General features: G+C 64.8%; 19 protein-coding genes, 1 tRNA gene and 1 riboswitch. Of the genes, 10 read left to right on the top strand and 10 right to left on the bottom strand.

Annotated elements, in window-relative coordinates; translation table 11 throughout:
• Positions 1-47 precede the first annotated feature (47 nt).
• Together ACT53K_RS17350 and ACT53K_RS17345 are read left to right on the top strand one after the other, a co-directional pair.
• Positions 48-578, top strand: a complete 531-nt coding sequence (locus ACT53K_RS17350; RefSeq protein ID WP_476229971.1) for a YybH family protein — start codon at positions 48-50, stop codon at positions 576-578.
• Between the two features lie 159 nt (positions 579-737).
• A complete protein-coding gene (locus tag ACT53K_RS17345; RefSeq protein WP_476229970.1) occupies positions 738-956 on the top strand; it encodes a hypothetical protein in 219 nt (72 codons plus the stop codon).
• Here ACT53K_RS17345 and ACT53K_RS17340 read toward each other — a convergent pair.
• From ACT53K_RS17340 to ACT53K_RS17310, 7 genes are all read right to left on the bottom strand, one after another.
• Positions 920-2,452: a PepSY domain-containing protein gene (locus tag ACT53K_RS17340; RefSeq protein WP_476229969.1), complete on the bottom strand. Its 1,533-nt coding sequence runs from the start codon at positions 2,450-2,452 to the stop codon at positions 920-922. The genes ACT53K_RS17345 and ACT53K_RS17340 overlap by 37 nt on opposite strands.
• Positions 2,453-2,454: 2 nt before the next feature.
• Positions 2,455-4,443, bottom strand: a complete 1,989-nt coding sequence (locus ACT53K_RS17335) for a TonB-dependent receptor plug domain-containing protein (protein WP_476229968.1) — start codon at positions 4,441-4,443, stop codon at positions 2,455-2,457.
• A gap of 176 nt (positions 4,444-4,619) precedes the next feature.
• Positions 4,620-4,840: riboswitch (cobalamin riboswitch) on the bottom strand.
• 672 nt (positions 4,841-5,512) lie between these two features.
• Positions 5,513-5,597, bottom strand: a tRNA-Leu gene (locus ACT53K_RS17330).
• Positions 5,598-5,645: 48 nt separating this feature from the next.
• Entirely contained in the window at positions 5,646-5,909 is a 264-nt protein-coding gene (locus ACT53K_RS17325) for a formate/nitrite transporter family protein (RefSeq protein WP_476229967.1), read from the bottom strand.
• Positions 5,910-5,950: 41 nt separating this feature from the next.
• Positions 5,951-6,484: a formate/nitrite transporter family protein gene (locus tag ACT53K_RS17320; RefSeq protein WP_476229965.1), complete on the bottom strand. Its 534-nt coding sequence runs from the start codon at positions 6,482-6,484 to the stop codon at positions 5,951-5,953.
• A gap of 48 nt (positions 6,485-6,532) precedes the next feature.
• Positions 6,533-7,030 carry an SRPBCC family protein gene (locus tag ACT53K_RS17315; RefSeq protein WP_476229964.1) on the bottom strand — a complete coding sequence of 166 codons (498 nt, stop codon included), beginning with the start codon at positions 7,028-7,030 and terminating at the stop codon, positions 6,533-6,535.
• Entirely contained in the window at positions 7,014-7,373 is a 360-nt protein-coding gene (locus ACT53K_RS17310; RefSeq protein WP_476229963.1) for an ArsR/SmtB family transcription factor, read from the bottom strand. The genes ACT53K_RS17315 and ACT53K_RS17310 overlap by 17 nt, the downstream gene beginning before the upstream one ends.
• Positions 7,374-8,020: 647 nt before the next feature.
• On the opposite strand from ACT53K_RS17310, the gene ACT53K_RS17305 reads away from it, so the two are divergent.
• Positions 8,021-8,848 (top strand): hypothetical protein, encoded by an 828-nt coding sequence (locus tag ACT53K_RS17305; protein WP_476229962.1) that lies wholly within the window; start codon positions 8,021-8,023, stop codon positions 8,846-8,848.
• Between the two features lie 70 nt (positions 8,849-8,918).
• Here the strand turns inward: ACT53K_RS17305 and ACT53K_RS17300 are convergent, their stop codons facing one another.
• A complete protein-coding gene (locus ACT53K_RS17300; protein ID WP_476230012.1) occupies positions 8,919-10,427 on the bottom strand; it encodes a YifB family Mg chelatase-like AAA ATPase in 1,509 nt (502 codons plus the stop codon).
• A gap of 348 nt (positions 10,428-10,775) precedes the next feature.
• Between ACT53K_RS17300 and rpmH the strand changes: the two genes are divergently transcribed.
• The 6 genes from rpmH to ACT53K_RS17270 all read left to right on the top strand — a co-directional run bounded on the left by rpmH (position 10,776) and on the right by ACT53K_RS17270 (position 14,308).
• Entirely contained in the window at positions 10,776-10,910 is a 135-nt protein-coding gene (gene rpmH, locus ACT53K_RS17295; RefSeq protein ID WP_010545931.1) for a 50S ribosomal protein L34, read from the top strand.
• 17 nt (positions 10,911-10,927) lie between these two features.
• Positions 10,928-11,272 carry a ribonuclease P protein component gene (gene rnpA, locus ACT53K_RS17290; protein WP_476229961.1) on the top strand — a complete coding sequence of 115 codons (345 nt, stop codon included), beginning with the start codon at positions 10,928-10,930 and terminating at the stop codon, positions 11,270-11,272.
• On the top strand, positions 11,269-11,481 hold the full coding sequence (gene yidD, locus ACT53K_RS17285; RefSeq protein WP_476229960.1) for a membrane protein insertion efficiency factor YidD: 213 nt from the start codon (positions 11,269-11,271) through the stop codon (positions 11,479-11,481). Before rnpA ends, yidD begins: the two co-directional genes overlap by 4 nt.
• Positions 11,482-11,503: 22 nt before the next feature.
• Positions 11,504-13,201: a membrane protein insertase YidC gene (yidC, locus tag ACT53K_RS17280; RefSeq protein ID WP_476229959.1), complete on the top strand. Its 1,698-nt coding sequence runs from the start codon at positions 11,504-11,506 to the stop codon at positions 13,199-13,201.
• A 137-nt stretch (positions 13,202-13,338) separates the two neighbouring features.
• Positions 13,339-13,974 carry a ribosome biogenesis GTP-binding protein YihA/YsxC gene (gene yihA, locus ACT53K_RS17275; RefSeq protein ID WP_476229958.1) on the top strand — a complete coding sequence of 212 codons (636 nt, stop codon included), beginning with the start codon at positions 13,339-13,341 and terminating at the stop codon, positions 13,972-13,974.
• A gap of 7 nt (positions 13,975-13,981) precedes the next feature.
• Positions 13,982-14,308, top strand: a complete 327-nt coding sequence (locus ACT53K_RS17270; protein ID WP_476229957.1) for a gamma-glutamylcyclotransferase family protein — start codon at positions 13,982-13,984, stop codon at positions 14,306-14,308.
• Here ACT53K_RS17270 and ACT53K_RS17265 read toward each other — a convergent pair.
• Entirely contained in the window at positions 14,305-16,254 is a 1,950-nt protein-coding gene (locus ACT53K_RS17265) for an alpha/beta hydrolase family protein (protein WP_476229956.1), read from the bottom strand. The genes ACT53K_RS17270 and ACT53K_RS17265 overlap by 4 nt on opposite strands.
• 138 nt (positions 16,255-16,392) lie before the next feature.
• Between ACT53K_RS17265 and ACT53K_RS17260 the strand changes: the two genes are divergently transcribed.
• The gene (locus tag ACT53K_RS17260) at positions 16,393-17,055 is read left to right on the top strand and encodes a glutathione S-transferase family protein (RefSeq protein ID WP_476229955.1); all 663 of its coding nucleotides are present in this window, start codon (positions 16,393-16,395) and stop codon (positions 17,053-17,055) included.
• A gap of 33 nt (positions 17,056-17,088) precedes the next feature.
• Here ACT53K_RS17260 and ACT53K_RS17255 read toward each other — a convergent pair whose 3' ends face one another.
• Positions 17,089-17,550: a cupin domain-containing protein gene (locus ACT53K_RS17255; protein WP_476229954.1), complete on the bottom strand. Its 462-nt coding sequence runs from the start codon at positions 17,548-17,550 to the stop codon at positions 17,089-17,091.
• Between the last annotated feature and the right edge of the window lie 12 nt (positions 17,551-17,562).

Genomic DNA, 17,562 nt, shown 5'->3' with positions numbered 1-17,562 from the left:
CAGCCGTACTGCTGACCGCCACGCATGAATGTTGGGAGGAGTTCGCCATGATCGCATCCATCCGCCGCCAGCTCTGCGGCGAAGGCGCGGCGCAGGGGCTGACCCGATCGGCCTTTCTGGGTCTGCTGACCGCCGGCATCGTCACTGCCGGCGTTGCCGTGCCCGCTGGCCGGGCGATCGCTGCGGGCCGCAAGCGCATTCCGCCGGTGACCGATCTCGACCGCTTCTATGATGCCTGGCAGGATCGGTTCAACGCCGCCGATCTGGAGGCGATGCTGGACCTCTATCTGCCCGATGCCGTGTATGTGAATCCGCAGGGCCAGCACCTGAACAGCCATGCCGGGTTACGCGCCGATTTCGAAAGCATGTTCGTTGCCAGGCCGGTCATCGACCTGCACGATCGCCGCCACATCGTCTATCGCGATACCGCGATCACCACCAATCATTGGACGATGACGCTGCCCAAGCCCGATGGCAGCAAGGAAAGGCTGACCGGTGGCGGCATCGAAGTGGTCCGCAAACAGGCCGATGGCGGCTGGCGTTTCATCATCGACGACGCCTCTCGCTCCGCCGCCTGAACTGCACCGCGCAGGCGAAGCTGGCCGGTTCCGTGCGCCAATCTATCGGCGACTTTCCCTGGGAGGGATCGCTCGTGCGCCGTCGCCCGTTCGCTAGAGCGCATCGCTAGCGGCCGCCCTTCTCGGGGCAAGGCCGTACGCTGAGGTTAAGATCAGCGCGTGCAGCCGTTACGCCGCCTCGTTGTCCTTCATCGTGTCGCCGCGGCGGCGATCCTCGCGCTGGCACTAGTGATGAAGCTGCTAATCCCTGCCGGCTTCATGCCGTTGGGGCTTGCGTCCGGGTCGGTGCTGCGTGTCACCCTTTCCCTCTTCAAGACGCCGGACGAACTCGACCGCCTCGTTCACGCGATCCGCGAGGAGCGTGGCCTGTTTTCGTGACCTGCACGGCGCCGCCCCTCGAACCGACGCCGCCATCGCCGGGACAGCCGACGCATATCCCGGCGCGCCTTGCGCAATCCCATCCAGCTGCCGGTGGCGCAAACCAGCGTGACCATCGCAAGCAGCGGCAGTACTACCAGGTCCCGAAGCGGGCGGGACCGAAGACCCGGCAGGTCGAGCCGGTGAAGACCGTCCTGTAGCCAGCGAAAGGCTCGGCCCTTGCCATCGACGGCGCGGAGCAGCACGCCCGTATCCGGATCGATGTAGAGCCGCGTAGCCTGGCCATCTGCCAGCACCGCTCGCCATACCGGCAGCGATGCCGGCGCCCTGTGGCCGTAGTAATAGGCGTCCTCGTCCGTGAGCAGGGTTAGGCTGGTGACGCGCGGGCCAGGCTCCAATGCCGCCGTGAGCGCGGCACGCCGCAGCGGCGCGGGTCGACCTTGCGCATCGAAACGCGTCGTTACCCCAGCGCCATTCACCGCCAGCAGGAACAGGCGTCCCCCCAGCGGGGCACTTTCCAGCCGCCGCGTATCCGCCGGGAGATGCTCGATCCGGGCCAAGGCGGTGCGGAGCGCGTCCCAGCGCATCGGACCGGCGAGACGCGCGCGCTCAAGGCCCCCAGCATGGCTATCGAGAAAGCCCCAGGGGTTCATCGAGAACAGCCCACTGGCCACCCAGGTGAGCGTCAGCACCCCGAAAGCGAGCCCGAAGACATGGTGCCACCACCACAGCCCCTTGTACGGCGAGCCGAAGCTACCGTCCTTCCTTCGGCGCAACCGCGCAATCCCGACCCAGAGGCCGGTCACCGTCAGGAAGCAGCCGATCAGCGAGGTCCAGATCACCACCTGGCTCCACAGCGCGCCGTTCTGCCGCAGCAGCGTGGGATAGAGCCAGTGCGGGACCGCGCCGAGCCAGCCCCAGAAGCGCTCGAACCGCGTGGTCTGCTGCACCACCTCCCCGCTCCGGCCCGCGATGTACACGCTGGTGGCGGCCGGATCGGAATAGTCGACACGGACAAGCGGACGGTTCTGGCTATAGGTCTGCACGGTCCACTGATCGATGCCGGTTTCGGCTACCCGCATCGTCGCACTCGCGATGCCGGCCTGCGCCGCATAGTCGGACCCGATCCGGCGGAGGTCGGGCGGCGACAGCGCGGCCAGCAGAGCGCCCGTAGCGACGTCATAGCTACCAGGGTTCGATCGCACCTGCTCGATCCGCCGCTCCGGCACCGTGGCGGACACGATGCGCAGGATGGTCCGGCCCGCGATGGTCTCCAGCCGCGCCGAGGCAAGCGCAAGATCGTCGGGCAAGTCGATCCGCGCCAGCGCTGTCGCGGCGGGCAGCCGCAGGGGCGGTAACCCGCGCAGCTGCTCTGCCGGCGTCAGCCGCGGATAGTCGACATACAGCATCACGAACCCCGACAGGCACCAGAGCGTCATCACCGTGCCGATGACGACGCCCAGCCAGCGGTGTAGGACGAGGACCGCCTTGGGCATGGTCAGAAACCCAGGCCGTAGCTGACCCGCAGCGTCCGCGGCGTGCCGCGGGTGAAGTAGAGGAACCGCCCCACCCCGCTATCCGGCACCGCCGACTGGAAGCCGCGCGTGGCATAGTCGCGGTCGAACAGATTCTCGACGTTGATGCCGAAGCGGTGGCGGCGCGCCACATCGGGAAAGAGGGTCACCCCGGCATCGACAATCGCGTAGTTGCCATAGTTGCGGCGACCAAAGCCGCTCGCCGTGGCATAGGCGTCCCCCACCCAGTTGACCGAAACACTGGCGCCCACCGGCAGCCCCCGGGGACGCCAGGCGACCGTACCGCGCGCCAGCTGCTTGGGGGTGCGGTCTCTCTGGAGCGACGAACCTGCGGTACGCGCGCGGGCATAGGTGTAGCTCGCGTCCAGGTGCCAGGCATCGGCGATCACCGCGCCCAGCACTACCTCGGCACCACGCACGTTCACGCGGGACGCCGAGTTCGTGTAGATGCCGTCGGGATAGGCGGGATTGGCCGTGTCGATGTCGATCAGATGATCGATGCGCCGGGCGAAGACCGTGCCCTGCCAGTGGAGCAAGCCGCCGGCCAGGGTGCCGCCGATGGCGGCATTGATGCTCAGGCTCTCCTCGGGCTTGAGGTTCGGATTACCCAGTTCGCAACAAGGATCGATCTGATAGAGCTGGGAGGCGCTGGGCAGCAGAAACGACGTGCCGCCATTGGCCTGCACGAACAGGCTGTCGTTCAGTTCGATGCGACCGGAAACGTTCCACACCGTCTTCCGCGATCCGCTGCCGTCATTGTAGCGCAGTCCGGCCGAAAGACGCGCGCGGCGTGAAAGCTCGTCGTTGGTGCGAATCTGGAAGGTGCCGGCATGGACGCGTTCCTTGGTAGCGGCGATCCGCAGCACGTCGTCGCGTCCGCTGAACTGCTGGAAATCATAGCCGATAAGATACTCCAGCCCGCGATGCGGCCGCAGCTGCACCAGCGCGCTGCCGCCATAGTCCTTGAAGCCCCAGAAGGTGCCGGCAGGATATACCACGATCGGCGCGCCGCCGCCGATCGGGTTGCGGATCTGGACATAGGCGGTCTTCCAGTCATGGAAATAGCCCTTGAGGAACAGCTTCACCACATCGTTTCCGACATAGTCGAGCCGGACGCTGGCGATCTCCTCGTTGCGATCGTTACGGCTCTCGCGGGTGAGAGTGGGGCTGAGATTGTCGAGCTTCGCCTCGGTATGGATGTACTGGAGGTTGAATCGCCAGTCTGGGCCGAGATCGTAGCGATATTTGCCGCCGACCGACCATAGGTCGTAACCGCGCAGGCGGTCTGTCGCGCTCGGCTCCATCCGGTTAAAGGGCCGATAGCCTTCGGAGCGATTGTATGAGCCCCAGGCGACGAATTGATGCCGACCCGATCCGCCGCGCACATAGCCGCTAAGGTTGGTACCCGCGAAGCTGTCGACGCTGGCGTCGATCTGGCCCCCGAACCGGTCCGCGAAATCGCGCGTGACGACATTGATCACGCCCGCCGCAGCCTGAGTGCCATAGAACAGGCTCTCGCCGCCCTTCAACACCTCGATGCGCTCGATCATGCTGGCCGGCAGCGTGTCGTTGGGCGAGGTACTGCCATAGAGGCGGTTGTTGATGCGGATACCGTCGACGGTCCACAGCACATCCTGCGTTCGCGAACCCTGCAGCGAGACGTCGACATAGCTGAACGGGCCGCTACCGGGCTGGACGTAGAGGCCAGGTACGCCGCGCAGCGCCGTCGCGACGTCGATCGCGCCGCTTTCTTGGACCTGGGTTTCGGCGAGTACGGCAAGATCGCTGCCATAGCAGGCACGCTGGTGCGGCAGCGTCTCCTCCAGGCTGGTGCCGGTGACGACCAGCGTCTCGTCGTCGCTTTGCACCTGTGCATGGGCGGGCGGGATCGCGACGGCAACGGCAACGGCGAGCGCGGCCACGGACCGGGTAACGGACGGAAAATGCATCATTCATCCCCTTCGGCGTCGTCGACATCGGGCGGGAGCGTGCCGTTCATGCAAACGGTCGGCGCACGGCGCCGGCCGGACGCCATGGGCGACCGACGCGCGTGACCGATGCGGCTCCCGCCGCTCGTTCGTCGCTCAGACGGAGTACACCGTGCCGCGGCCCTCCCCTGGACCAAGGCAAGAGCGACCAGACGCCGGCAGGTATCCTGGCTCACGGGTCGTCGCTCGATACACACCTTCCCGGGCCTGCGGGCCCAGTGGCTGCTTCCGTAGCAGGAAGCCCGTGGATCTCGCTTACCGCTTACAGTTGCAGGGACAGCCTCGGCTTCGGACGGCATGCCGCCTTCACCGCGTTCCCTTTTAAGCCTCTCGTCGAGGCACCGGCGCGATCTGCGCTCGCGGCAACGGATGCCGAGAGCGCAGCATGGGCAGAGGCGCTCTGTCGACCGTGCAAGGTAGCGGCCTCCATCCTCCACTCAGGGTGTGGATCGCTCCACGCCTGGACAGTGCTCTGATCAAAAAGAGGCGGCGACCAGGCCCCAGCAACCTAGATACGTTGCACGGCAGACGTAGCAGTGCCGAATCAATTCGGACATCAGCCAGCACCGCTTGCGTGCACTGGCTGCGGCTCTCGATGGCCCTGCAACCTCGGCATTTTAGCCGTATAGTCTGACATGCTCTCCTCCCTTGTTCATCGCATCTTCGTCGGGATGCTATGTCCAGAAAGGTACGGAACCGAAGGTCGCAACGGTTAGGTTACGGTGCTGCCGGATAAGTGTAACCCGCTGCGAGGGACCACGGAGATTTCTTCCGATGCCCTGCCGAAGGAGTGTCTCCGGAACCTGTTCTCGACTGTTCGCTCCTGAAACTCACCGGCTCCGCAGTAGCAAGGCTCGCTGTAGCCACGCAGGCCGCCGCACCCTCAGGATTCGCGCGCCGCCCATCGTCAGATCCGAACCTTGAGCGTGGTGGCCCACTTTTCGCGGGGCTTGGCGGAACAAGGCGAGAGACCCCGTCAACCGCGATTTTATCGCCGTTTTCCGCGGATTTCTACAATGTTCTCAATATGTACTGGTGCCCCTGGCCGGACTCGAACCAGCATGCCTTGCGGCGTTCGATTTTGAGTCGAATGCGTCTACCAATTTCGCCACAGGGGCAGCGAAGGCGGCACGGCTAGACGAAGCGCGCGCCGCCCGCAAGCGCCTTCACAATTCCTCGCGCACCTGGGCATGCGCCAGCAGCGCGAACAGCACCGACCCGCCCAGGATATTCCCCAAGAGCGCCGGCGCCAGAAAGCCGAACAGCACCCAGCCCAGGCTCGCCTCCCCCGCCAGCCACAACAGCCACGCCTCCACCGCACCCGCCACCACATGGGCAAAGCCCCCCAGCGAAATGAAATAGGTGCAGAACAGGACGACGAAGAACTCCTGCCGCCGCGCCCCCGGCAGCGACCAGGCCACCGCCGCCATCAGACCCCCCCGGCACCCCTGCCCGCACCGCCGCCCAGCCGCTATGTTCGGCCAGGCTGCGCGAGGTTTCCAGCATCGCCGCCGTCGCTTCCGGCGTACCCGACCAGCCGGCGGAGACCAGCCAGGCGATCAGCAGCGTGCCGCCCATATTCGCCACGAACACCAGCCCCCCATAGCCGCGCCAGCCGCCCCAGGTTGCGCGGCGTCGGATCGGCCGCAGCCGGGATCACCGCCGACAGGGTGCTTTCGGTAAACAACTGCAATCGGCCCAGAATCACGATCATGAAGCCCAGCGAATAGCCGATACTCGCCACCGCCGGCCGCCATGGCGCATCGGGCAGATGGCTTTCGATCAGCGCCCGCCCCAGCACCGAGGCCGCCATCGCGATCCCCGCCACCACCCCCGACCAGAGCAGCGAGCCCGCCGGCCGGTCGAGCTCCTCATCCCCCTGCCGGCGTATCGCCTCGTGAATGACGCGCGAGGGCGCAGCGCGGCGGCGGGCGATCTCGTCCTCCTCGGCGGCGGGGAGCTGGGCCTCGTCGCCGTCCGCGGCGTCGCTTGGGGATGGTTGCATCCCCGCTGAACGCCGCGGACGGGTGGAGGTTGCCCCGCCAGCTTACCGTCAGGCGTCGATCGCCGGCAACAAGGCCGCGAGCTGGTCGAGCTGCATCGGCAGCCCCGCCGCCGAGCCTTCCATCGCCTCTTCCAGCGCCTCCGGCGTGGGATAACGCTCATGGAACGTCACCAGCGTCTTGCCGCCCTGGTCCTCGAAGGTCACGGTGGTGACGGCGCCTTCCTCCCCCTCGTCATTGGTCCAGACGATGCGCTCGCCCGGCACGACTTCCAGATATTTGCCGTAAAAGGCCATGGTGGCGCCCTCTGCGGCCGCAAATTCCAGCCGATAGCTGCCGCCGGTGCGGACATCCATTTCGCAGCCGACCAGCGTGACCCCCACTCCCTCCGGCACCCACCAGCGGCGGAACAGCGCAGCCTCGGACCAGGCGCGGAAGACGATGCGCGGCGGGGCATCGAACAGCCGCGTCACTTCCAGTTCGCGGTCGGACTTGCGCGCCACGGCCGTGCGGTGCGCGGCGGCGGGAATGTCAGTCTGGTCGGCCATGTTCGTCCTCCTCCTGTTGTATCTCGGCAAGTACGCGGTCGAGCGCATCGAACCGCGCCGCGAACCGGTTGTGCCAGGCGGCGATCCATTCGGCCTCGGCCGCAAGACTGCGCTGCCCCAGCCGGCAAACCCGCGTGCGCCCCACCTTCTCGGTGGCGACCAGCCCGGCGCGTTCGAGCACGGCGACATGCTTCTTCATGCCGGTGAGCGTCATCTGAAACCGCTCGGCCAGGCTGGTGATCGACGCCTCTGCCCGCGCCAGCTGCTCCAGCACGCCGCGCCTTGTGGCATCCGACAGCGCGGCGAAGGAGAGATCGAGGGCGAGAGACGAATACTGAACCATATGGTTTAGTGTTAGCAGCGTCCGGATGGAGAGGCAAGGGGCCGCGGTCGTGCAAAACCGCCGTGTAAAATCAACACGCCGCCGCGAGCGTTCTTGCGATGAAACGCGGGCGGCAATGGGGGTGAAGTTTAGGAAGTTGTCAGTATCGCGCAGTTTTTTCAGGAGCGACCGCACCCTGGGGTTGGAGAGCTGAAAATAGAACATAAACAGAACATTGGCGTGTAGGAAAGCGTTTTTTGCGGCGACCGGCGAGAGTCAGGGGGTGGCGAGCGGTCGGCGCGGGGACTGGCCGGTTTCACGCGGAGGCGCGAAGACGCGAAGGGGGCAGGGAAGAAGTGTATGGTTCGCGCGGAGGCGCAGAGACGCGGAGGCTTATACCAAGCTGCGTCGATACGGATATGCGCGCAATGCGCAGCCTCCAATCACCGTCACCCCGGCGCACGCCGGGGTCTCTGCGGAGCTGGGCGAGACCGGAACAGCGCTGGAAATAGGGACAGGGAATAGGTATACTGTCCCCGTAATTCCCTGTCCCCGTAATTCCTGTCCCCGCAATTCATGCCGCTGGACATCAACGGTCAATGTGAAATTGCTCTAGCACTTTGGAAACCTTATACCCTTCGTGGTACTCTTCAACGCGCGAGATATCCATGCCCAAGTGGCTGAGCACATCGTTTACATTTGTCGTAAATTGCTGGGAACGAATGCTTTTCGGCTTTGTGGGAACGGCATGCCTCGTACTGACATTCAAATCTCTGTTGGCCAACAATTTAACAGCCGGTTCAGCGCTATTTGGCATGACATTTTTCAGCTTCTTCTACTCTAATCTCGCCCGATTTAAAAAATTCAAGGGATTAGGTTTTGAAGCCGAACTCTGGGAAGATAAACAAAAAGAGGCCGCCGATCTGATCGAACGCCTAAAAAGCATCGTCTCGGTGTATACACATGAAATCGTTATGGGCAGCGTAATGCGCAATCGCATGAGCGGAATAAATTGGCAAGAGAAATGGGATTTATTTGACAAACTATCCGCAAAGCATTCTGAACTTGGCCAGGAAATCGACTTTAGTAATCTAAAGCACGAAATTGACAGCGCTTTTATATTTGACATTTGCATAAAGCACGCTTCAATTCTTAACAAAAGCATCCAAGCTGCAATTAACGAAGCGACAAATTTCATTTCAAAAAAGTATGGTAACCCAATTAAAGACGCAGAAGGACACGCAAAAGACCACTCAAAACTGATTGGCATACAGATTATCTTAGACGATTTGTTTGAAATGTCAAAAAGCGCAAATATTGCTCGAGATATTTTGACACAAGCCGATCTTGCTCGCTACAACCTCAAGGAATCATTCGACATAATGGTTGATTTTAATGATAATTCTTATTCAATAATTAAAAATATGGCCGAGCTTATTGATAGAAGGCCTCTCGCAATCACTCCAGAACTGGTCTCATGGGCAAATCGCGAGTGATGAGCGCTTGCAGTCCAACCCGTTTAACTCAATCCTTCAGCCAAACTTCGCACTCCGAAGGCTCACCCTCTCACCCCCGCGGTGCCTGCCGCCGGTAGCTGAGCGCCTCCGCCACATGGATGCGCCCTACCCCCTCCGCCCCCGCCAGATCGGCGATCGTTCGGGCCACGCGCAGCACGCGGGTGTAGCCGCGCGCGGATAGCCGCATCGCTTCGGCGGCTTGCGCGAGCAGCTTGCGGCCGGCGTCGTCGGGCGTCGCCACGGCCATCAGCGGTTCGCCGTCGGCCTCGGCATTGGTGCGCGTGGCGGTGCCGGCATAGCGCGCCGCCTGGACCGCGCGGGCGGTAGCCACGCGGGCGGCGACTTCGGCCGATCCTTCGGCAGGCGGCGGCATCACCAGATCGGCGGCGGTGACGGGCTGGACCTCGACATGCAGGTCGATGCGGTCGAGCAGCGGACCGGAGACCTTGGCCTGATAGTCCGCCGCGCAGCGCGGCGCGCGGGCGCAGGCGAGCGCGGGGTCGCCGAGATGGCCGCATCGGCACGGGTTCATCGCCGCGATCAACTGCACCCGCGCGGGAAAGGTGACATGCGCATTGGCGCGCGCGACGCTGACCACCCCGGCCTCGAGTGGCTGGCGCAGCGAATCGAGCACGACGCGCTGGAACTCGGGCAGTTCGTCGAGGAACAGCACGCCGAGATGGGCGAGGCTGACTTCGCCCGGCTTCACCTTCAGCCCGCCGCCGGTCAGCGCCGCCATCGAGGCGGAATGATGCGGGCTGCGGAACGGCCGGGTGCGGGTGAGCCGCCCGCCCTGCAGCGTGCCGGCGACCGAGGCGACCATCGAGACTTCGAGCGCCTCGGCCGCATCGAGCGGCGGCAATATGCCCGGCAGGCATGAGGCCATCAGCGACTTGCCGGCGCCGGGCGGGCCTACCATCAGCATGTTGTGGCCGCCGGCTGCGGCGATCTCCAGCGCGCGCTTGGTGGTTTCCTGCCCCTTGACCTGGACGAGGTCCGGCCCCTGCCCCGGCGGATCGACCGTGCCGGCGGCGGGCGCGGGGAGCAGCTGACTGCCCTTGAAATGGTTGAGCAGCGCGATCAGGTCGGGCGGGGCGAGCACCTCCACCTGCCCGGCCCAGCTCGCCTCCGGCCCCTGCGCGGCGGGGCAGACCAGCCCCTTGCCCTCTTCGGCCGCATGCATCGCCGCGAGCAGCACCCCCGGCGACGGCGCGATCCGCCCGTCGAGCGCAAGTTCGCCGACCACGACATAGCCGGCGATAGTCTCCGCATCGACCACCCCCATGGCCGCGAGCAGGGCAAGGGCGATCGGCAGGTCGAAATGCGATCCTTCCTTGGGCAGATCGGCCGGCGAGAGGTTGAGCACGATATGCTTGGGCGGCAGCGCGAGGCCGATCGCAGCCATCGCGGCACGCACCCGCTCGCGGCTTTCGGCAACGGCCTTGTCGGGCAGGCCGACGACGACGAACTTGGGCAGGCCGGCGACCAGGTTGCACTGCACCTCCACCGCCCGGGCCTCCAGCCCGAGATAGGCGACCGTCGATACGCTTGCGACCAAAGCCACTCTCCCCCGCGGGCGAGCATAGAGGCTGGGAACCGTTTCGGAACCGGACCCAACCGGAATGGATGCAAGTTTGTTGGGGGCCTCGAGATCGCGTCGCTCTCTTCGCTTGCGCTCCCCTCCCGCTTGCGGGAGGGGAACGCCGGTTGATATCGGGGGGGGGGGGGGGGGCGAAGCCGCCTTGCATCAGCAACACACCCTTCCCATCTGCCGCGGCAATGTACGCCGCTCCGCCTTGTCCCCGCGATCGCGCGTTGACTCGGGCGCTACATCTGCGTAAGGGCACCCGACACGCGGCCGCCCCTGTGGCGGCCCTTTTACGTTCTAGATACTCGAGGATGAGCGATGAAGCGGACCTTTCAGCCGAGCAACCTGGTGCGTGCGCGCCGGCACGGCTTCCGTGCACGGATGGCGACCCCGGGCGGTCGCAACGTGATCCGCGCCCGCCGCGCCCGCGGCCGCAAGAAGCTGTCGGCGTAATCGCCGGCACTGCTTCGGTGGGCCTCGAACGGCTCACGCAGCGCAAGGACTATCTCGCCGCGAATGCGGGCAAACGGGCACCGATGCCCGGCTTCGTCCTCATCGTGCGCGACCGTGGCGATGCCGATCCGGTCATGCGGGTCGGCATTACCGTATCCAGGAAAGTCGGCAACGCCGTAATCCGCAACCGGATGAAGCGGCGTTTCCGCGTGCTGGCGCGCGAAGTGCTGCCGCAGGCGGGAATCGCGGGTGCCGACCATGTGCTGATCGGCCGCGCGGGCGGAATCGAGCGGCCCTATGCCGAGCTGAAGGCAGAGCTGGCCAAGGCGCTGCGCCGCGTGGCACCGCGAGACGCGCAGTGATTGCCCGGCTGCTGATCCTGCTGGCGCGCGGCTGGCAATTGGGGCCGTCGCTGATCCTGCCGCCCAGTTGCCGCTACCAGCCTTCCTGTTCGGCCTATGCAATCGAGGCGCTTCGCCGCTATGGAGCGCTGAAAGGCGGCTGGCTTGCGCTCCGGCGCATCGCCCGTTGTCATCCATGGGGCGGGCACGGCCCAGATCCCGTACCTTGAGCGACCTTCCGGGGAATCATCGGTGAAAGAAGACCAGAAGAATTTCGTGCTCTTTGCGGTGTTCGCCGCGCTGATCCTGTTCGGCTGGCCGATGATCAGCCACTGGATCTTTCCGCAGCAGCAGCCCGCATCGGTGAAGATGGTCGACGGCAAATCGCAGCCGGCGCCCAGCCCCGCCGATTCGCCCAAGGTGCTGCGCAACCGCGACGCGGTGCTGGGTGAAACCCCGCGCGTCGAGATCGACACGCCGGCACTCAAGGGCTCGATCAACCTGAAGGGCTTGCGCATCGACGACCTCGTCCTGCGCCAGTACGACCAGACCGTCGCCAAGGGCTCGCCGCCGGTGCGGCTGCTGTCGCCGAGCGGGGCCGAGGGCTCCTATTTCGCGCAGTTCGGCTGGCAGGGCACCGGTGCGCCCGACGCCAACACCGTCTGGCAGGCCGATGCCGACAAGCTGACGCCGGCGACCCCGGTGAAGCTGACCGCCACCAATGCCAGCGGGCAAATGTTCCAGGTCGAGATCGCCGTCGACTCCAACTATATGTTCACCGTGCGCCAGACGGTGGTGAACCGCGCGGGCGCTCCGGTTGCGATGACGCCCTATACGCTGATCTCGCGCGGGCAGCGCTCGACGGATGTGAGCCAATGGGCCGCGCATGTCGGGCCGATGGCCGTCTATAACGGCGCCGCCGACTATATTAACTGGAAGGATGTGGAGAGCGCGCCGAAGCAGTTCTCCACCACCGGCGGCTGGGTGGGCTTCACCGACCATTACTGGCTGACCGCAGCGATCCCCGACCAGCGCGGCACCGTGCAGATCGAACAGCGCGGCACTTCGGCCCAGGCCTATCAGGCCGATTATTCGCCGACCCAGCCGATTACCGTGCATCCGGGCAAGGAAGCGACCTATACCAGCCACTTCTTCGCCGGCGCGAAGGAAGTGAAGCTGCTCGAAGCCTATCAGAAGGATCTGGGCATCGTGCAGTTCGATCGCGCGATCGACTGGGGCTGGTTCGGCATGATCGAACGGCCGATCTTCGCCTATCTCAGCCTGTTGTTCCGGCTGGTCGGCAATTTTGGCGTGGCGATCATCCTGCTGACGATCACCATCCGCGCACTGCTCTTCCCGATCGCGCAGAAGCAGTTCGCATCGATGGCGAAGATGCGCCAGGTGCAGCCGAAGATGAAGGCGATCCAGGAGCGCTTCAAGGACGACAAGCAGCGCCAGCAGCAGGAGATCATGAAGCTGTACAAGGAGGAAAAGGTGAACCCGCTTGCGGGCTGCGCACCGATGCTCCTGCAGATTCCGATCATGTTCGCGCTGTACAAGGTGCTGCTGCTGACGATCGAAATGCGCCACCAGCCCTTCGTCTTCTGGATCAAGGACCTGTCGGCGCCCGACACCGCGACGATCCTCAACCTGTTCGGCTATCTCCATTATCCGCTGCCCAGCTTCCTCGCGATCGGCGTGGTGCCGGTGCTGCTCGGCGTGTCGATGTTCTTCCAGATGCGGATGAACCCGGCGCCGATGGACGAGATGCAGAAGCAGATGTTCGCGATCATGCCGTGGATGCTGATGTTCCTGATGGCGCCGTTCGCGGTCGGCCTGCAGCTCTACTGGATCACCTCGAACGTGCTGACCGTGCTGCAGCAGCAATGGCTCTATGCGCGGCACCCGGAAATGAAGGCGCCGGTGGCAAAGGCCGGTTCGGGCAAGTGATGGCAACCCTCGCCTACCCCAACCGCGAGCAAGAGGCAGGCGCTTTCGCTCCCCTCCCGCTTGCGGGAGGGGAACGCGGGCAGCGCGCTCCCCGCATTTCTGAAAGGGCTCCGCGTTGCGGGGCAGCTGATTAACTGATGCCCTTCGACGACGACCAGATCGAATCCGCCCGCAAGCTGTTCGCCGGCCCCATTACCTTCCTGAAATCGGCGCCGGCGCTGCAGCATCTGCCGGCCCCGGTGGCGCCGGAGATTGCCTTTGCGGGTCGCTCCAATGTCGGCAAATCGTCGCTGATCAACGCGCTGACCAACCGCAACAGCCTGGCGCGCACCTCAGTGACGCCGGGGCGCACGCAGGAGCTCAACTATTTCGACGTGGGCGAGCCGCTGCGCTTCCGCCTGGTCGACATGCCCGGCTACGGCTTTGCCAAGGCGCCCAAGGACATGGTGCGCAAGTGGCGCTATCTGGTGAACGACTATCTGCGCGGCCGCCAGGCGCTCAAGCGCGCGCTGGTGCTGATCGATTCGCGCCACGGCATCAAGGATGTCGACCGCGAGATTCTCGACATGCTCGATGCGGCCGCCGTCAGCTATCGTATCGTCCTGACCAAGGCCGACAAGATCAAGGCGACCGAACTGGCCGACGTCACCGCCCGCACCGCCGAGGAAGCCCGCAAGCGCCCGGCCGCACATCCCGACATCCTCGCCACGTCGAGCGACAAGGGTATGGGCTTACCCGAACTGCGCGCCGCCGTGCTCGAAGCGATCGGTTGAGGCGCGGATGGAGCGGCTATTCTCCTATGGCACTCTTCAGCTGGAAAGCGTCCAGCTGAGCCAGTTCGGACGGTTGCTGACCGGCAGCGACGATGTGCTGCACGGCTTCGTCGTCACCGAAATCCAGATCCGCGACCCCGCCGTGCTCGAAGCCAGTGGTATCGAGACACATCTCGCGCTGGTGCCGGGCGACGGCCCGCCCATCGCCGGCAAGGTGTTCGAGGTGACGGCGACGGAACTGGCCGCCGCCGATGTGTATGAAAGCGAGAATTACCGGCGGGTGCAGGTGCCGCTGGCATCCGGCACCCGCGCTTGGGTCTATGTGAAGGCCTAGGCCGGGTTATACTTGTTCAGGAAGGCCTCCAGCGCCTTCAGGAATTCCAGCCGGTCCTGGGCGCGGGTGAAGAAATGGTCGGCCAGCGGCTGTTCGATGAACTCATACGTCTTGCCGGCCGCACGCAACTGATCGACCATCAGCTTGCTCTGCTTGAACGGCACGCGGCGATCCTTCTTGCCATGGACGATAAGGATCGGAATCGAGAAATCCTGGGCATGGTATAGCGGCGAGATCGCCTTGAAGTCCGGCGCCTGCGCCTTCAGCCAGTCCTTGCCCGAGCCGCTGGCCAGGAAGCGCGAATTATAGCTGACCATGCGCTGCAGGTCCGACACGCCGGCGAACGACACGGCGCAGCGATACAGCGCGCCGTCGCGCTGCGCGGCCCGCATCGCCGCATAGCCGCCATAGGAGCCGCCCACCATGCACACGCGCTTCGGATCGGCGATGCCGCGATCGACCAGCGCCTTCACCGCATCGTTCAGGTCATCCTGCATCGCCAGGCCCCATTGGCCCTCGCCCTTGGCGGCAAACTGCGTGCCATAGCCCGACGAGCCGCGATAATTGGGCTTGATGACGGCGTAGCCGCGATCGGCGAGGAACTCGCTCCACCAGTCGAAATCCTCGGTGTCACGCGCGAACGGACCACCGTGCGGCATCACGATCAGCGGCAGGTTCTTCTGCGGACCGCTGCGCGGCAGCGTCAGCACGGCGGCGATGTCGAGCCCGTCGCGGGCCTTGTAGTGGATCGTCTGCACCGGGTGCAGCTTCTTCAGCCCCAGCGGCTCATAGTTCATCGCCAGCAGCGTCATCGAATCGTCTGCGGCGCGGTAAACGAAATAGGCACCCGCGACATTCGCCGCGCCGATCTGCACGATCGCCACGGAATGATCGCGCGAAAGCGACTGGATTTCGACCTGCGCGCCCTGCACCTTGTCCGCCAGCTTCTTTTGCAGCGCGACCATTTCCGGGTCGATCCAGTGCGTGTACGGCCGCTCTTCATTGACCGAAACGCCGGTCAGCACCGTATCGGTAGCGTCGGTCTGGAGCCCTTCAATGTCGTAGCCGGGCGTGCCGAACACTTGCTTGCCCGTCTGCATCGTCTTGAGATCGAGTTCGTAAACGGCGGAATAGCCCTTTTCGTCGTCCAGAACCGCCAACGCCTTGCCCGGATCGGCAAGGAACAGTGCAGGCGCCAAAAGACTGTCGTGCAGCCCGCGCGCCCGATCGACCACGCGGAAGCTCTGGCCGCGACTATCGCGATAGAGCAGCCGACGGCTGCGTCCGTCCATCGACTTGCCGATACCCATACGGACGGTGCCGCTGGCATCGGCATACCAGTCCATCACGCCTTCCTGCCCTTCGAGCACGGTCTTGCGCTTGCCGTTCGTGACGTCGATTTCCTCGACCTTCGGCCAGAATCCGGGCTCGTTGCTGTAGATCGAGGTCTGCGTCGCGATCATCACGCGCGGCGTGCCGTCCCGGGCGACCCATAGCAGATCGCCGCCACTCTGTGCGGCGTCACGGCTGTTGAGCTTGACCAGCTTGGCGGTAGTCGCGTTCACGCCGAGTGCGCGGGAAATGTACCAGTCATCGCCTTCCACCTGCTGGGTTTCGCCGATGCCGATCGCCAGCCAGTCGTCATTGACCCAGCGCCACCAGTTCAGGTCGATTTCGCCGAGCCCGATCAAGGCCGGCTTGCCCGCCTCGATCGACTGAATGACGAAATATTGCACACCGTTGATCGCGATCTTGGCGGCAAAGCGCTTGCCGTCGGGCGACAGCGTCGGATTCTCAAGCAGCGGCAGTGCGGCAAAGACTTCCACCGGAATGCGGCTCGCGGCCGGCGTCGCCGGCTTGCTGGCTTCCTGCGCCATGGCGTGCGGCGCGAAAGGAACGGACAGCAACAAAGCGCCTGCGGCCAGCAGGCACGACTTACCGATCATCAATTTCCCCCATCAAAACCCCGGCGCCCCCGCGCGACCCCGCCAATACCTAGAATGAGACGGTGACGTTACGGTTGCAACCATGATCTTGCGCCGTTCCCGGTTGCCGCGTCGCCCGCCGCTGGGTATCCCGGTGGCATGAAGCTCATCATCGGCAACAAGGCCTATTCGTCCTGGTCGCTCCGCGGCTGGCTCGCCTGCAAGCAATCGGGACTGCCGTTCGAGGAAACGGTCGTGCCGATGTACGATCAGGACTGGGACCGGCGGCGTCAGGGCGCCGAATTCGCGCCTTCCTCGGGCAAGGTGCCGATCCTGTGGGATGGGGAGGCGGTGGTCTGGGACAGCCTCGCGATCGTCGAATATCTCAATGAAAAGACCGGCAACACGCGCTTCTGGCCGGAAGACCCTGCCGCGCGCGCCATGGCGCGGTCGATGGCGGCGGAGATGCACTCCAGCTTTGCCGCCCTGCGCAGCAAGCACAGCATGAACATCCGCCAGGTCTATCCGGCGCGGCCGGTCGACGAGGATGTCGCGCAGGATCTGTCGCGGATCATGGAACTTTGGGCACAGGCCCGCGCCCGGTACGGCAGCGAACAGCCCTTCCTGTTCGGCGCATTCGGCGCGGCCGATATCATGTTCGCGCCGGTGGTAACGCGGATCGTCACCTACTCGCTGCCCGTCCCCCGCTTCGCCCAAAGCTACATGCTCGCGGTGCTCCAGCACCCCTTTCTGCAGGACTGGATCGCCGGTGCGCAGGAAGAGGAATGGGTGATCGAGAAATACGAACTGTCGGTGGCGTGACCCGCCTGCCTGTGAGGGCGGGCGGGACGGTGCCTATTTCACCCGCTGGGTTGCGTAGCGCGTACCGTCCTTGTGGAAATAGCCCTCGGCCGTGAATTTCATGTCGATGTCAGGATAGTCGCCGCCCCCGCGCTCGCCTGCACCAATCGCCAGGAACACGCAGTCGGCATCCGAGCGGTTCTGGAGGTGATGGCCGTCGGCGACGCCCTTTGGGAATGCCGCGCAGTCGCCGGCCCTGAGCAGCGTCTCGCCGCCATCCTCGATCAGCACAGCCTCGCCCGCCAGCATCACGACGAACTCGTCCTCGCTGTCGTGCCAGTGGCGCTGCGACGACCAGGCGCCGGGCTTGAGCACGACATGGCTGACGCCCATTTCGGTCAGGCCGCTGGCCGGCGCCAGGCGGCGATACCAACGCCCAGAAACCGCGGCATCGAAAGGTGCGGGATAGCCGGTGGCGTTCGTCTGCGGGATTGTATCCAGATCGAGCTTGGGCAATGCCGACTCCTT

The organism is Sphingomonas sp. DMC8, from assembly GCF_056314185.1.
The sequence above is the reverse complement of the archived record's forward strand: the minus strand, read 5'-3'. Positions and strand labels throughout refer to the sequence as shown.

What these genes read in the sequence shown, in the direction of transcription:
- ACT53K_RS17350 (WP_476229971.1), top strand. Translation starts at nt 48, where the DNA reads ATGATCGCATCCATCCGCCGCCAGCTCTGCGGCGAAGGCGCGGCGCAG.
- ACT53K_RS17340 (WP_476229969.1), bottom strand. Translation starts at nt 2,452, where the DNA reads ATGCCCAAGGCGGTCCTCGTCCTACACCGCTGGCTGGGCGTCGTCATC.
- ACT53K_RS17335 (WP_476229968.1), bottom strand. Translation starts at nt 4,443, where the DNA reads ATGATGCATTTTCCGTCCGTTACCCGGTCCGTGGCCGCGCTCGCCGTT.
- ACT53K_RS17325 (WP_476229967.1), bottom strand. Translation starts at nt 5,909, where the DNA reads ATGGCGGCGGTGGCCTGGTCGCTGCCGGGGGCGCGGCGGCAGGAGTTC.
- ACT53K_RS17320 (WP_476229965.1), bottom strand. Translation starts at nt 6,484, where the DNA reads ATGCAACCATCCCCAAGCGACGCCGCGGACGGCGACGAGGCCCAGCTC.
- ACT53K_RS17315 (WP_476229964.1), bottom strand. Translation starts at nt 7,030, where the DNA reads ATGGCCGACCAGACTGACATTCCCGCCGCCGCGCACCGCACGGCCGTG.
- ACT53K_RS17310 (WP_476229963.1), bottom strand. Translation starts at nt 7,373, where the DNA reads ATGGTTCAGTATTCGTCTCTCGCCCTCGATCTCTCCTTCGCCGCGCTG.
- ACT53K_RS17305 (WP_476229962.1), top strand. Translation starts at nt 8,021, where the DNA reads ATGCCCAAGTGGCTGAGCACATCGTTTACATTTGTCGTAAATTGCTGG.
- rpmH (WP_010545931.1), top strand. Translation starts at nt 10,776, where the DNA reads ATGAAGCGGACCTTTCAGCCGAGCAACCTGGTGCGTGCGCGCCGGCAC.
- yihA (WP_476229958.1), top strand. Translation starts at nt 13,339, where the DNA reads ATGCCCTTCGACGACGACCAGATCGAATCCGCCCGCAAGCTGTTCGCC.
- ACT53K_RS17270 (WP_476229957.1), top strand. Translation starts at nt 13,982, where the DNA reads ATGGAGCGGCTATTCTCCTATGGCACTCTTCAGCTGGAAAGCGTCCAG.
- ACT53K_RS17265 (WP_476229956.1), bottom strand. Translation starts at nt 16,254, where the DNA reads ATGATCGGTAAGTCGTGCCTGCTGGCCGCAGGCGCTTTGTTGCTGTCC.
- ACT53K_RS17260 (WP_476229955.1), top strand. Translation starts at nt 16,393, where the DNA reads ATGAAGCTCATCATCGGCAACAAGGCCTATTCGTCCTGGTCGCTCCGC.